14 protein-coding genes are annotated in these 12,830 nt (G+C 64.3%); 7 read left to right on the top strand and 7 right to left on the bottom strand.

What is annotated here, in order from left to right; translation table 11 throughout:
• The first annotated feature begins 28 nt into the window (after window positions 1–28).
• Window positions 29–1,318, top strand: coding sequence for an RNA-guided endonuclease InsQ/TnpB family protein (locus tag THI_RS01765; RefSeq protein ID WP_013104508.1), 1,290 nt, complete (start codon window positions 29–31; stop codon window positions 1,316–1,318).
• 2 nt (window positions 1,319–1,320) lie between these two features.
• Entirely contained in the window at window positions 1,321–2,199 is an 879-nt protein-coding gene (locus tag THI_RS01760) for a DUF429 domain-containing protein (RefSeq protein ID WP_013104507.1), read from the top strand.
• Between the two features lie 28 nt (window positions 2,200–2,227).
• Here the strand turns inward: THI_RS01760 and THI_RS01755 are convergent, their stop codons facing one another.
• The 3 genes from THI_RS01755 to THI_RS01745 all read right to left on the bottom strand — a co-directional run bounded on the left by THI_RS01755 (window position 2,228) and on the right by THI_RS01745 (window position 5,176).
• Window positions 2,228–3,364 carry a PilT/PilU family type 4a pilus ATPase gene (locus tag THI_RS01755; protein ID WP_013104506.1) on the bottom strand — a complete coding sequence of 379 codons (1,137 nt, stop codon included), beginning with the start codon at window positions 3,362–3,364 and terminating at the stop codon, window positions 2,228–2,230.
• A gap of 59 nt (window positions 3,365–3,423) precedes the next feature.
• Window positions 3,424–4,062: a Crp/Fnr family transcriptional regulator gene (locus THI_RS01750; RefSeq protein ID WP_013104505.1), complete on the bottom strand. Its 639-nt coding sequence runs from the start codon at window positions 4,060–4,062 to the stop codon at window positions 3,424–3,426.
• Window positions 4,063–4,129: 67 nt separating this feature from the next.
• Window positions 4,130–5,176 (bottom strand): type IV pilus twitching motility protein PilT, encoded by a 1,047-nt coding sequence (locus tag THI_RS01745; RefSeq protein WP_013104504.1) that lies wholly within the window; start codon window positions 5,174–5,176, stop codon window positions 4,130–4,132.
• Window positions 5,177–5,326: 150 nt separating this feature from the next.
• Here THI_RS01745 and THI_RS01740 point away from each other — a divergent pair, with 150 nt between their 5' ends.
• Together THI_RS01740 and THI_RS01735 are read left to right on the top strand one after the other, a co-directional pair.
• Window positions 5,327–6,058 (top strand): YggS family pyridoxal phosphate-dependent enzyme, encoded by a 732-nt coding sequence (locus THI_RS01740; protein WP_013104503.1) that lies wholly within the window; start codon window positions 5,327–5,329, stop codon window positions 6,056–6,058.
• Window positions 6,058–6,345, top strand: coding sequence for an acylphosphatase (locus THI_RS01735; protein WP_013104502.1), 288 nt, complete (start codon window positions 6,058–6,060; stop codon window positions 6,343–6,345). Before THI_RS01740 ends, THI_RS01735 begins: the two co-directional genes overlap by 1 nt.
• Here THI_RS01735 and THI_RS01730 read toward each other — a convergent pair.
• The 3 genes from THI_RS01730 to ettA are packed head-to-tail and all read right to left on the bottom strand — an operon-like array spanning window position 6,333 to window position 9,477.
• A complete protein-coding gene (locus tag THI_RS01730) occupies window positions 6,333–7,418 on the bottom strand; it encodes a 3-deoxy-7-phosphoheptulonate synthase (RefSeq protein WP_013104501.1) in 1,086 nt (361 codons plus the stop codon). The two genes, THI_RS01735 and THI_RS01730, sit on opposite strands and share 13 nt — an antisense overlap.
• Before the next feature lie 31 nt (window positions 7,419–7,449).
• Complete coding sequence (locus tag THI_RS01725) at window positions 7,450–7,803, bottom strand: thioredoxin domain-containing protein (RefSeq protein ID WP_013104500.1); 354 nt, start codon at window positions 7,801–7,803, stop codon at window positions 7,450–7,452.
• Between the two features lie 9 nt (window positions 7,804–7,812).
• On the bottom strand, window positions 7,813–9,477 hold the full coding sequence (gene ettA, locus THI_RS01720; protein ID WP_013104499.1) for an energy-dependent translational throttle protein EttA: 1,665 nt from the start codon (window positions 9,475–9,477) through the stop codon (window positions 7,813–7,815).
• Window positions 9,478–9,695: 218 nt separating this feature from the next.
• On the opposite strand from ettA, the gene THI_RS01715 reads away from it, so the two are divergent.
• The 3 genes from THI_RS01715 (at window position 9,696) to THI_RS01705 (ending at window position 12,072) form a co-directional block, all read left to right on the top strand.
• Window positions 9,696–9,902, top strand: coding sequence for an AbrB/MazE/SpoVT family DNA-binding domain-containing protein (locus THI_RS01715; protein WP_013104498.1), 207 nt, complete (start codon window positions 9,696–9,698; stop codon window positions 9,900–9,902).
• Window positions 9,899–10,285, top strand: a complete 387-nt coding sequence (locus tag THI_RS01710; protein ID WP_041608859.1) for a type II toxin-antitoxin system VapC family toxin — start codon at window positions 9,899–9,901, stop codon at window positions 10,283–10,285. Before THI_RS01715 ends, THI_RS01710 begins: the two co-directional genes overlap by 4 nt.
• A 185-nt stretch (window positions 10,286–10,470) precedes the next feature.
• Window positions 10,471–12,072, top strand: a complete 1,602-nt coding sequence (locus tag THI_RS01705) for a DEAD/DEAH box helicase (RefSeq protein ID WP_013104496.1) — start codon at window positions 10,471–10,473, stop codon at window positions 12,070–12,072.
• A gap of 19 nt (window positions 12,073–12,091) precedes the next feature.
• Here the strand turns inward: THI_RS01705 and THI_RS01700 are convergent, their stop codons facing one another.
• Window positions 12,092–12,805, bottom strand: a complete 714-nt coding sequence (locus THI_RS01700; RefSeq protein ID WP_050985889.1) for a glycosyltransferase family 2 protein — start codon at window positions 12,803–12,805, stop codon at window positions 12,092–12,094.
• Window positions 12,806–12,830 lie beyond the last annotated feature (25 nt).

The following is a 12,830-nucleotide window of genomic DNA, read 5'->3' as shown; positions in this document are numbered from 1 at the left end:
TTCCTCTTTATCTGGATAAAATAACAGCATGCAACGTCGCAAAGTCACGTTCAAACTCTACCCCAATGCCGCGCAGTCTGCGCGGCTTGAGGCGTGGACGCGGCTGCACTGCGAGTTGTACAACGCAGCACTCGAAGAGCGCATCGACGCGTGGCGCAAAGCCAAGAAGTCGATCAGCTACTACGAGCAACAGAATGCGTTGCCCGCGATCAAGGCCGATCGGCCCGAGTTCGTCGAACTCGGCAGCCACGCATTGCAACAAACGCTGCGGCGTTTGGATCTGGCGTTCGCTGCATTCTTCCGCCGCGTCAAGGCCGGGCAGACGCCCGGCTTCCCACGGTTCAAGTCGGCCAAGCGATTCTCCGGCTTCGCGTACCCCGATCCGGCTGGATGGAAGCTGATGGGGCATGGCGGGCGTGGCGCCACCTTGCGCATCGGCAGTGGACAAGGGGCGATGTCCCTCCGGGCACGGGGACAGCACCGCTTTGGGAGTGAGTCCAAGCCCAACGATCTCACCCTCACGCGCAGGAACGGCCAGTGGTTCGTATCGGTGACGCTGCGCGTGCCTGAAGAAGGCTGTGCGCGGCAGCGTACAGGCGATGCGCGCCGGGGTGTGGACTTCGGCGTCACGGACTGGGCCACGTTCGACGATGGGCAGATCATCGCGAATCCGCGCTGGCTCCGTGAAGAACTCCCCAAGCTCGCTGATCTGCAACGCCAGCGCGCCCGCAAGCGCAAGGGGTCGGTGCGGCACAAGCGACTCGGCGCGAACATAGCCCGGCTGCATGATCGCATTGCCAATATGCGCCGGGACTTTCTGCACCAGGAAACGTCGCGCATGGTGCAGCAGTGCGCGGTGCTGGCGACCGAAGAACTCGCACCGAAGAACATGAGCCGCAGCGCCCGAGGCACCGAGCAGGAGCCGGGGCGACTCGTGCGGCAAAAGGCCGGACTCAACCGGGAAATTCTCTCGGCGGCATTCGGCATGGCGCATCAGATGCTCGCGTACAAAGCGGAAGAAGCTGGTACACGGCTGCACTTGAGCGATACGCGCCCACTCAGACCGTCGCAGCGCTGCGCGGCGTGTTGGGAAATTGTGCCCAAGACGCTCGCAGACCGCCTGCATGTCTGCCCGCACTGCGGGCATGTCATGCCGCGCGACCAGAACAGCGCGTTGGTGGTGCTCATCGACGCGTATAACACGCAGGACACGCCCGGGACGGGCGTGGCGGCGAGACCCAAACCTCTGCCCCGGCAACGGAGCAAGTCGAAGTCCGCGACCCGCGAAACCCACGCTATAACCGCCCAAGCGGTTTAGCGGTGGGAGAGTTCATCGGAGCAGACGACATCACGTTGTTAGGCGTCGATTTCAGCAGTGCGCCCAATCGGCGCAAACCCATCGTGATCGCGCAGGGACGGCTGGCTCAAGACCCATCGCACACCGTGATCCTGCAGGACTTCACCCGTCTCGACACGCTGGCGTCGTTCTTTCAGTGGCTACAGACACCCGGCCCCTGGATCGGCGCCTTCGACCTGCCGTTCGGCCTGCCGCGCGAGTTGATCGACACCCTGCGCTGGCCCGGCCATCGGGAAGACAAAGCCCCGCTGCCTTGGGAACGGCTGATCTCGCATCTGCGCCACCTGAGCCGCACGCAACTGCGCGAAGTCTTCCGCAGCTTTTGTGCCGCCCGCCCGGCCGGGGCGAAATTCGCCCACCGCGCCTGCGATCTGCCTGCGGGGTCTTCGCCGTCGATGAAATGGGTGAATCCGCCCGTCGCCTGGATGCTGCACGCGGGGGCGCCTTTACTGCTCGATGCGGGGGTCACGCTGCCGGGTCTGCGCGGTGGCGATCCGCTGCGCGTGGCGCTCGAAGCCTATCCGGGCCATGCCGCCCGCGTCGTTCTGGGGCGGCGCAGTTACAAGAGTGATGACCCCGCGAAGCAGACCGCCGAACGCGAAGCCGCACGCGACTTGCTGCTGGCGTCGATGGAAAGCGGGCGTCACCCGCTGGGCATCCGTCTGCAGTGCACCGATGAACAACGCAAGCGCATGCGGCTCGACGCGCGCGGCGACGCGCTGGACGCTGCGCTCTGCCTGATGCAGGCCGCGTGGGCCTGCATCAGGCGGCATGAAGGCTATGGACTTCCGCACGCCATCGACCCGATCGAAGGATGGATCGTGAGCGTGCCTCAGCCCTGAGCCGCGACAACCCCGTGCGCCGCAAAAATCAGACGATGGCCAGGTGCCCGGTATCGCTGCCGATATCGGCGTTGCGCGCGCGCTTGCTGTCGAGCTTGATGCGCAGCCGCAAGTCATTGACCGAATCGGCGTTGCGCAGCGCGTCTTCGTAACTGATCTTCTCGGCATCGAACAACTCGAACAAGGCCTGGTCGAAGGTCTGCATGCCCATCTCGCGCGACCGCCGCATCACATCCTTGATCTCGGTGAGCTTGCCTTCGAAGATCTGATCGGCGATCAGCGGCGAGTTGATCATGACCTCCACCGCGGCCACGCGCCCCTTGCCGGTTTGCAGCGGCACCAGCCGCTGCGACACCAGCGCGCGCAGATTGAGCGACAAGTCCATCAGCAGTTGCGCGCGCCGTTCTTCGGGGAAGAAGTTGATGATGCGGTCGAGCGCCTGGTTGGCATTGTTGGCGTGCAGCGTGGCCAGCACCAGGTGGCCGGTCTCGGAGAACACCACCGCGTGCTCCATGGTCTCGCGGTCGCGGATTTCGCCCATCAGAATGACGTCGGGCGCCTGACGCAGGGTGTTCTTGAGCGCCGCCTGCCAGCTGTCGGTGTCCAGCCCGACTTCACGCTGGGTCACGATGCAGTTCTTGTGCGGATGCACGAACTCGATGGGGTCTTCCACCGTGATGATGTGGCCGTGCGAATTTTCGTTGCGGAAATCGAGCATGGCGGCCATCGAGGTCGATTTACCCGAGCCTGTGGCGCCGACAAAAATGATGAGCCCGCGCTTGTTCATCGCCAGCGTCTTGAGCACTTGCGGCAATCCCAGGCTGTCGATGGAGGGCAAGTCTTGCGGGATCTGCCGCAGCACGATGCCCACCTTGCCCTGCTGGATGAAGGCATTGCAGCGAAAGCGCGTGAGGCCCGCGGGAGAAATCGCGAAATTGCATTCCTTGGTGCGCTCGAACTCGGCCGACTGTTTGTCGTTCATGATCGAGCGCGCCAGCGCCAGGGTGTGCTGGCTGGTGAGCGCCTGCGACGACAGCTTGGAGACTGCGCCATCGACCTTGATGGCCGGCGGAAAGTCGGCCGTGAGAAACAGGTCCGAGCCGCCCCGGCTGATCATCAGCTTGAGCAGATCGTTGATGAATTTGGAAGCCTGATCACGATCCATACGCCCCCCAGCGCTTGTTCAGATTTTGAAACGGTGGTACATGCCGCAAGCCGCGCGCATCAACCGCCGGGCGAAGTCGCGGCGACCCGCGCACTGAGCTTGCGCAGACGCAGCGACAAGCGGCGCGCCAGCGAGCCGATGAGACGGCAGGCCGCGGCCGGGTCTTGCGCAATCATGCGGTCGAGATCGCCAGCTTCGAGCACCGCAATCTCGCTGTCGGTTAGCGTGGTGCAGTACGACCAGCGCGGCGCGGCGTCGACCAGCGACATCTCGCCCAGCATGCTGCCTGCGCGCACTTCGGTCAGGCGCAGTCTGTCGCCCCAGGGTTGCATGCGATCGACCGCCACCGCGCCTCGCAGCAGCACCACCATGAAGCTGCCCGTCTCGCCCTGCGCGATGAGGTCGGCGCCCGCCTTGACGGTGTAGAAATGAAAGTACTTGATGCAGCGCTCTTTGTCCGACTGGGTCAGCCCTGCCATGTATTTGTCTTGCTGCCAGAGTTCGAGCAGGCGCTGGCCGCCGGCGCTGCGAGACAGCTTGGTCACGCCGATCTCGGCAGAGCGCTGCGACCAGTCGACCACAGACTCCAGGCTGGAGACTTCCGCGTCATGGAAGCCGGTGGTGAAAAACTGAGACTCGGGCGCATCGTCCACCCCGTCTTTGCGCGAACCGGCGCGGAGTTTGTCGAATAGTTTCATGGCCTGCTGGGTGCGAGTGGGAATATCGGGAGAGTGCGGATTGCGCCGCTGGTGCGTCTGGGCTGGCTCAGGCGCCAGGGAAATTTTCGGGCTGTTTGGCCTTGGTGCGCGCTTCGGTGGCGGAGATCATGTTGCGCTTGACCAGATCGGCCAGATTCTGGTCGAGGGTCTGCATGCCGAAAGACTGGCTGGTCTGGATCATGGAATACATCTGCGCAATCTTGTTTTCGCGAATGAGGTTGCGAATGGCCGGCGTGCCGATCATGATTTCGTGCGCGGCCACCCGGCCCGAGCCGTCTTTTTTCTTGCAGAGCGTCTGCGAAATCACGCCTACCAGCGCTTCCGACAGCATGGCGCGCACCATTTCCTTTTCTTCCGCCGGGAACACGTCAACGATACGGTCGATGGTCTTGGGCGCCGACGAGGTGTGCAGGGTGGCGAACACCAGGTGGCCGGTTTCGGAAGCGGTAAGCGCTAAGCGGATGGTTTCGAGGTCGCGCATTTCGCCCACCAGAATCGCGTCCGGGTCTTCGCGCAAGGCCGAGCGCAGCGCATTGGAAAAGCTCAGGGTATGCGGGCCGACTTCGCGCTGATTGATCAGCGCCTTCTTCGATTGATGGACGAATTCGATCGGGTCTTCAATGGTGAGAATGTGGCCGTACTCGGTCTCGTTGTAATGATTGATCATCGCCGCCAGGGTGGTGGACTTGCCCGAACCCGTCGGCCCGGTCACCAGCACCAGACCGCGCGGCTTGAGCGCCAGATCGGCGAAGATTTTCGGTGCGTTCAGATCGTCGAGGGTGAGCACCTTGCTCGGAATGGTGCGGAACACCGCGCCCGCGCCGCGCGCCTGGTTGAAGGCATTGACGCGAAAACGCGCCAGTTGCGGCACCTCGAAGGAAAAATCGACCTCGAGAAACTCTTCGTAGTGCTTGCGCTGCGAATCGCTCATGATGTCGTACACCATGGCGTGCACCGCCTTGTGGTCGAGCGGCTCGACGTTGATGCGCCGCACGTCGCCATGCACGCGAATCATCGGCGGCAGACCCGCCGAGAGGTGCAGATCGGAGGCGTCGTTCTTGACGCTGAATGCGAGCAGTTGTGTGATGTCCAAGCGATGTCTCCCCCGAGCAAGCTTGTGCGTGACGGTGCGTCCACCACGCGGCTATCGAATGGGCTATCTTAAGGTCAGAACCACGGTTTCCCGCAATTCGGCGGGCTGACCCGGGTGGAATTGTTGTATCGATCCAGATTTTGTCGGCCCATGTCCCTCGCCTCCCCTCTTGCCTCTCCTCTCGCCCACCCTCTGTCCGCGGTGCGCCAGCGCATCGCACAAGCCGCCGCAGCAGCCGGGCGCGATCCGCACTCTGTCACCCTGCTGGCGGTGTCCAAAACCTTTCCCGCAGAAGACATCGCCCGCGCCGCCGCGCTCGGGCAAACCGCCTTCGGCGAAAACTATGTGCAGGAAGCGGTGGACAAGATCGCCGCGCTGCGCCCGGACTGGCCCGCGCTGCAATGGCATTTCATCGGCCCGCTGCAAAGCAACAAGACCCGCGACGTCGCCGAGCATTTCGACTGGGTGCACAGCATCGACCGCCTCAAGCTGGCCCAGCGTCTGAGCGACCAGCGGCCCGCAGAATTGGATCCGCTGCAGGTCTGCATCCAGGTCAATGTGGACAGCGAGACCACCAAAAGCGGCGTGCGCCCGGAAGACGCCTCGGCGCTGGCCGCGGCCGTGGCCGCATTGCCCAATCTGCGGCTGCGCGGGCTGATGTGCATCCCGGCGCCGCGCGAAGGTCTGGACGCGCAGCGCGCACCCTTCGCCCGGTTGCGGGCCCTGCGCGACGCCATCGCCGCCGAGCACGGTCTGACGCTCGACACCCTGTCGATGGGCATGAGCGCCGATCTCGAAGCGGCGGTTCTGGAAGGCGCCACCATCGTGCGGGTGGGCTCGGCGATTTTCGGTGCGCGCCCTGCTTTGGGCGCCAAAGCCTGATGAGCAACCCCGAGGCCAATTTGTCCCGGCGCGCCTGGGTGAGCGGCCGGGTGCAGGGTGTGTCGTTCCGCGCCGCAACCCGCGCCAAAGCGCTGTCGCTGGGGCTCCGAGGGCAGGCCGTCAACTTGCAGGATGGCCGGGTGGAAGTGTGGATTTGCGGTGATGCGCAGGCGGTGCAAGCCCTGCTCGAATGGCTGCGGATCGGGCCTCCCGCTGCGCGGGTGGACGCGGTGCAGGTCGAGTCAGCCGACGCCGAAGGCTGCCCCGAAGGTTTTCAGGTGGGTTGATTCTGGCCGATGCGCCGCCTGCGACCGCTGCGAACCGCATCGGCGAGTTGCTCCAGCACCCTCACCGTGGCCTCCCAGCCGATGCAGCCGTCGGTGATGCTCTGCCCGTACTGCAGCGCCGACAGGTCTGCCGTGAGCGCCTGCTTGCCCTCGACCAGATGGCTCTCCAGCATGACGCCGAGAATGTGGCGGCTGCCCGCGGCGATCTGTGCACCGATCTCGGCCGCCACCTGCGGCTGGCGCCGATAGTCGCTGCGGCTGTTGGCATGGCTGCAGTCGATCATCACCCGGCCGGGCAGATCGGCCGCCTGCAGCGCGGCCACGGCTGCTTCCACGCTGGCGGCATCGAAATTCGGCCCCGCGTCGCCGCCCCGCAGGATGAGGTGGCAATCGGCATTGCCGGTCGTGGTGATCACCATGGCCCGGCCGTCGAGCGAGATGGAAGGAAAGCGGTGAGATTGCGCCGCCACCACGATGGCGTCCACCGCCGTCTGCAGCTTGCCGCTGGTCGGATTCTTGAACCCCAGCGGGGCCGACAGCGCCGAGGCCATCTGCCGATGCAGCGGGCTTTCGGTGGTGCGCGCGCCGATGGCGCCCCAGCTCAGCAACTCGGCGTAGTACTGCGGCGTAACCAGATCGAGAATTTCAGAAGCGGCTGGAACGCCCAGACGCGCGCATTCCACCAGCAGGCCTCTAGCCTTGAGCAAACCCTTGTGAAGGTCGCCGCGCCCGTCCAGATCAGGGTCGTAGATCATGCCCTTCCAGCCCAGACGGGTACGCGGCTTCTCGAAATACACCCGCATCACCAGAAACAAGGCATCGTCGAAGCGCGGGGCCACTTCACGCAGACGCCGCGCGTACTCAATCGCCGCAGCGCTGTCGTGGATGGAGCAAGGCCCGACAACGACCAACAGCCGGTCGTCATCGCCCCGCACGATGTCGCGCACCGTCTGGCGCGCGCGGGCGACGACTTGCGCCTGGGCCTCGCTGACGGGCACTTCGGCCCGCAATTCGTTCGGCGTGGGCAACAGCTCTTCCCGCGCAATGTGGAGATCGGCAATACGCGTCGGCATGAGCGTCCTTGGATGAGAAATTCCTAAAAAACTAGATCAGGCTCCGCAGATCGGGCAGCCCGGCCTTGGCAGCCTGCTGCGCCAGTTGCCGGGCCGCCGCACCGTCCACGCGAGCCAGCTCGGTCAGCACCCGCAGCCAGAGCGCAGGCTGCTGCGGCAGCGGCGCGCAGTAAAGCAGGTCGCCGCCACGCTGCACCGCCAGAACCGGAAAGTTGGGCGGCTCAAAATCGCCCAGCGCATCGGCACAGTCTTCCACGTCGATCCAGGCCCAGCGCACCGCGACATTGGGCGGCAGTTGCGCCGCCAGCGCGTCGAAGCCTGCACGCCAGTCGCGGCAGATGCCGCACCACTGCGCGCACAGACAGGCGACGAGCAGCGGTGCCATCGCATGCGCTTACCGCAGCGCCTTGAAGCGCAGGCGGTGCGGGCGTGCGCCTTCTTCGCCCAGACGGCGTTTTTTGTCGGCCTCGTATTCCTGATAGTTGCCAGAAAAGAACGTCCACTGCGAATCGCCCTCAGCCGCGAGAATGTGGGTAGCGATGCGGTCGAGAAACCAGCGGTCGTGGCTCGACACCATGATGCAGCCCGCGAACTCGAGCAGCGCGTCTTCGAGCGCGCGCAGGGTTTCCACATCGAGGTCGTTGGACGGCTCATCGAGCAGCAGCACATTGCCGCCGGAAATCAGGGTCTTGGCCAGATGCAGCCGCCCGCGCTCCCCGCCGGAGAGCTTGCCCACGATTTTCTGCTGATCGCCGCCCTTGAAATTGAACCGCCCGCAGTAGGCACGCGAGGGCACCTGGAACTTGCCCACGTTGAGAATGTCCAGCCCGTCGGAAATCGCTTCCCACACCGTCTTGTCGTCGGGCAGCGCCTCGCGGCTCTGGTCTTCGTACACCAGCTTGACCGTGGGGCCGATGACGATCTCGCCCGCTTCGGGCTTGTCCTTGCCCGCAATCATGCGAAACAGCGTGGACTTGCCCGCACCGTTGGGGCCGATGACGCCGACGATGGCGCCCGGTGGCAGCTTGAAGCTCAAGTTCTCGATCAACAGCCGTTCGCCATGCGCCTTGCGCACGTTCTTGAACTCGATGACCTCATTGCCCAGGCGATCGGCCACGGGAATGAAAATCTCGTTGGTCTCGTTGCGCTTCTGGTATTCGATGCTGGAGAGCTCTTCGAACCGCGCCATGCGCGCCTTGCTCTTGGACTGGCGCCCTTTCGGGTTTTGCCGCACCCACTCCAATTCCTGCTTCATGGTCTTGAGGTGAGACGCCTCGCTGCGCGACTCCTGCTCCAGCCGGGCTTCCTTCTGCTCCAGCCAGTTGCTGTAATTACCCTTGAACGGAATGCCCGAGCCACGGTCGAGTTCAAGAATCCACTCGGCCGCGTTGTCGAGGAAATAGCGGTCGTGGGTGACAGCCACCACGGTGCCGGGAAAGCGGTGCAGGAACTGCTCCAGCCAGTCCACGCTCTCGGCGTCGAGGTGGTTGGTCGGCTCATCGAGCAGCAGCATGTCGGGCTTGGAGAGCAGCAGGCGGCATAGCGCCACGCGGCGTTTCTCGCCGCCCGACAGCGGGCCGACAATCGCGTCCCACGCGGGCAGCCGCAGCGCATCGGCGGCGACTTCCATCTGCAGATCGGTGTTGTCGCCCTCCCCCGCGGCAATGATGGCTTCGAGCTGCGCCTGCTCCTCCGCCAGCTTGTCGAAGTCGGCATCGGCGTTGCCGTATTCCACATAGACCTCTTCCAGCCGTTTCTTGGCGGCGAGCACACCGCCCAGGCCCTCTTCCACCGCCTCGCGCACGGTCTGCGCCGGATCGAGCTGCGGCTCCTGCGGCAGGTAGCCGATGCGCAAGCCCGCCATCGGCACGGCTTCGCCTTCAATATCGGTATCCACCCCGGCCATGATCTTGAGCAGGGTCGATTTGCCCGAGCCGTTCAGGCCCAGCACGCCGATCTTGGCGCCGGGGAAAAAACTCAGCGAAACATCCTTGAGAATCTGACGCTTGGGCGGCACGATCTTGCCGACCCGGTTCATGGTGAAAACGTATTGAGCCATAGTTTCTGTCGAAATAATCAGGCCGCGCAAAGCGAGCCCAAATTGGGAACTGCGGAATATCGGCTTCGACAGGCCTCAGCCCATCGCGCAGCAAAGCCTTATTGTCGCTGCAGCGCGTGTCGTGCACACAGTCTCGCGCCTAACGGCACTCGGCCGAACGGCAAGAATCGATCTATTTTTTGTAATACGATCGCCTTATCGATCTTCATGCCCCTCATATGGACACCGTCACCCTCTCCCCGAAGTTTCAGGTCGTGATTCCCAAACGCGTGCGCGAGCAGCTCGGCCTGCGCCCGGGACAAAAGCTCGACGTCGTGCCCTTCGGGTCGCGCATCGAGCTTGTTCCGCGGCAGAGCGCTCGCGCGCTGCGCGGTCTTCTGCGCGGTATCGACACGACCGTTCCCCGCGAGACTGACCGCTTGTGAAACTTCACGTGGTCGATTCCTCGGCTTGGCTGGAGTACTTCGCAGACGGCCCGGCGGCCGATCAGTTTGCCCCGATCATCGAGCAGCCAGCGGCGCTGATCGTGCCGGTCATCACACTGTATGAAGTGTTCAAGCGCATCGCCGCTCAACGTGACGAGAACGACGGCATCGCCTGTCTTGCCGTGATGCAGCAGGGTCGCACGGTCGCCATCGACGCTGCGCTCGCACTGTTGGCCGCTCAGCTCAGCCTGCGCCACAAGCTGCCCATGGCCGATAGTCTGATCTACGCCACGGCCCGCCAATCTCAGGCCGATCTCCACACCATGGACGCAGACTTCCAGGGCCTGCCCGGCGTGCATGTCGTGCCCAAAACCTTGCTCTGACGCACGCACACGGCGAACTCGGCTAACATAGCTAGCAGCGGCCATGTCCAGTCTCCCAGCCGCAGTCACTTTTGACTCCTGCCGAGCCTCTCGGCCCACTCCATCTGTTGCAGACTGGCGCGCTTCTTCAAGCGCGGTGGCAGAGTCCTGGATCGGTTCACACACCGCTCCCGAAAGTTTTTCACATGTCTTTTCAAGATCTGGGCTTGATCGAGCCCCTCGTGCGTGCTGTTGCCGAACAAGGCTACACCGTACCCACTCCCATTCAACTCCAGGCCATTCCGGTTGTGCTCGCAGGGCATGATCTGCTGGCCGCGGCGCAGACCGGCACCGGCAAAACGGCCGGCTTCACCCTGCCCATGCTGCAGCGCCTGAGCGGCGGCGAACCCGCTCGCAACGCCAAGGGCAAGATCATTCCCCGCGCCCTGATCCTCACTCCCACCCGCGAGCTGGCTGCGCAAGTGCATGAAAACCTTGCCGCCTACGGCCGCCACCTCAAGCTGCACAGCATGGCGATGTATGGCGGCGTAGGCATGCAGCCGCAGATCAACGCCCTGGCGCGCGGCATGGACATCGTCGTGGCCACGCCCGGCCGTCTGCTCGACCACCAAAGCCAGCGCAATATCGACCTGTCCGCGGTGCAAATGCTGGTGCTCGACGAAGCCGACCGCATGCTCGACATGGGCTTCGTCCACGATATGCGCCGCATCGTCGCCCTGCTGCCCAAGCAGCGCCAGAACCTGCTGTTCTCCGCCACCTTCTCTGAAGAGATCAAGCGGCTGGCCGGTGACTTTTTGGTCAACCCGCAACAGGTTGCCGTCGCACGCCAGAACGCCACGGCCGATCTGGTCGAACAGATCGTGTTCCCCGTCGACCGCGAACGCAAACGCGACATGCTGGTCCACCTCATCCGCGAACGCAACTGGCCGCAGACCCTGGTGTTCACCCGCACCAAGCACGGCGCCAACCGTCTGGCCGAACAGCTCGACAAGGACGGCATTGTCGCCACCGGTTTTCACGGCAACAAAACCCAGTCCGCCCGCCTGCGCGCCCTGGCCGACTTCAAGAGCGGCAAGCTGCAGGTGCTCGTCGCTACCGATATCGCCGCGCGCGGCATCGACATCGACCAGCTTCCGGTCGTGGTGAATTACGAACTACCCAACATCCCCGAAGACTATGTGCACCGCATCGGCCGCACCGGCCGCGCGGGCAGCAACGGGCAAGCCATTTCGCTGGTCTGCGTGGACGAACTTGGCTTCCTGCGCGACATCGAAAAGCTAGTGCGCAACCCCATCACGCAAGAGGTCATTCCGGGCTTCGAGCCCGACCCCAACGCCAAGGCGCAGCCCATAGTGATGGGCCGCACCGTGCTGCATGGCGGCGAGCGCCGCGGCGGCAAGGGTGGAGGCGGCGCGGGTGGTGGCCAAGGTCAACGCCGCAGTGGTGCAAGCGCAGGCAATCGCGGCGCAAGCCGCAACGGCCCCGGTCAGGGCCAAGGGCGCGCCCAGACACCCGCCAGCGCTAAACCGCAAGGCCAGCGCGCATCCGGGCGCAGCGCAAAGCCCTCAGCCAGCACCGCGAGCAAGGTTCCGCCTGAGCAACGCGCCGATGCCTGGCAAGGCACCCCCTGGGTCGAACTCGACCTGCCGCCGCACATGCGCAACGGCCAGGGCCGAGGACGCCGGCCCGCTGGAGCCGGAGGCGGCGCTGGGCGTCCAGCCTCGGCGAATGGCAACAGTTTCGGCGGCGGACAACGCCGACCGGGCGGAGGTCAGCGAGGGCGTTGAACCGGGGCGGCAGCCCCGTTCAGGCGCGCGCTCTGCGCGCCTCGTCCCGCAGCAAGGCACGATAACGCCAAAAAGCGCGGCTGCTCCAAAGCCGCCACAGGCTCTGGAGATGCCAGCGCAAATAGCGCCAGCGCACATGGCTGGCGCGTTGCGCTGCGTGGCTCACCTGCACCTCCGGGACGTAACGCAGCTTCCATCCAGCGAGCCGCAAGCGGGCGCAGAGATCGAAGTCCTCTGCATACAAGAAATAGCGCTCGTCGAATCCGCCAATCTGGCGAAATGCCTCAGCGCGAATCAGCAGGAAGGCGCCGGGCAGCCACGCAGGCGCTCCCGCAGGCTTCCACCCAGGAAGCCGACGTCGCAAAACCTCCCAAGGTGTGAGCAAACCGCGGTTGGGGGCTGCCTCTCCTGTGTCCGGATCGAGCAACGCTGGAGCAAGCACCGCATCGTCAGCAGACGCCTGCGCGATCAGCCGCGAAAACACATCACTCGACACACGAATGTCCGGATTGAGCACCGCGAACCATATCGTGGCACATTGCGAAAAGGCTGCGTTGTGGTTTGCCCCAAAACCTTTTTGATGCGCGTTTTCAATCGAGCGGCAACGACTCGCGAGCGTGTCAGGACAAGACCAGCGTGACGGGGCAAGGTTGTGCGTCACCACCACGCGTTCTACGCTGCTAAAACCGCGACTGTCAACTGTGGCGAGGTCCCAGAGCAACCCCTGAACCATGCGTTCCTGTCCATGAGACACGACA

The organism is Thiomonas arsenitoxydans (assembly GCF_000253115.1).
In the GTDB taxonomy this organism is placed as follows: Bacteria; Pseudomonadota; Gammaproteobacteria; order Burkholderiales; family Burkholderiaceae_C; genus Thiomonas; species Thiomonas arsenitoxydans.
This window is presented reverse-complemented; position numbering and strand designations above follow the sequence as displayed.

Coding starts and splice junctions, on each gene's coding strand:
- THI_RS01765 (WP_013104508.1), top strand. CDS start 29: ATGCAACGTCGCAAAGTCACGTTCAAACTCTACCCCAATGCCGCGCAG.
- THI_RS01755 (WP_013104506.1), bottom strand. CDS start 3,364: ATGGATCGTGATCAGGCTTCCAAATTCATCAACGATCTGCTCAAGCTG.
- THI_RS01750 (WP_013104505.1), bottom strand. CDS start 4,062: ATGAAACTATTCGACAAACTCCGCGCCGGTTCGCGCAAAGACGGGGTG.
- THI_RS01740 (WP_013104503.1), top strand. CDS start 5,327: ATGTCCCTCGCCTCCCCTCTTGCCTCTCCTCTCGCCCACCCTCTGTCC.
- THI_RS01735 (WP_013104502.1), top strand. CDS start 6,058: ATGAGCAACCCCGAGGCCAATTTGTCCCGGCGCGCCTGGGTGAGCGGC.
- THI_RS01730 (WP_013104501.1), bottom strand. CDS start 7,418: ATGCCGACGCGTATTGCCGATCTCCACATTGCGCGGGAAGAGCTGTTG.
- THI_RS01725 (WP_013104500.1), bottom strand. CDS start 7,803: ATGGCACCGCTGCTCGTCGCCTGTCTGTGCGCGCAGTGGTGCGGCATC.
- ettA (WP_013104499.1), bottom strand. CDS start 9,477: ATGGCTCAATACGTTTTCACCATGAACCGGGTCGGCAAGATCGTGCCG.
- THI_RS01715 (WP_013104498.1), top strand. CDS start 9,696: ATGGACACCGTCACCCTCTCCCCGAAGTTTCAGGTCGTGATTCCCAAA.
- THI_RS01705 (WP_013104496.1), top strand. CDS start 10,471: ATGTCTTTTCAAGATCTGGGCTTGATCGAGCCCCTCGTGCGTGCTGTT.
- THI_RS01700 (WP_050985889.1), bottom strand. CDS start 12,805: ATGGTTCAGGGGTTGCTCTGGGACCTCGCCACAGTTGACAGTCGCGGT.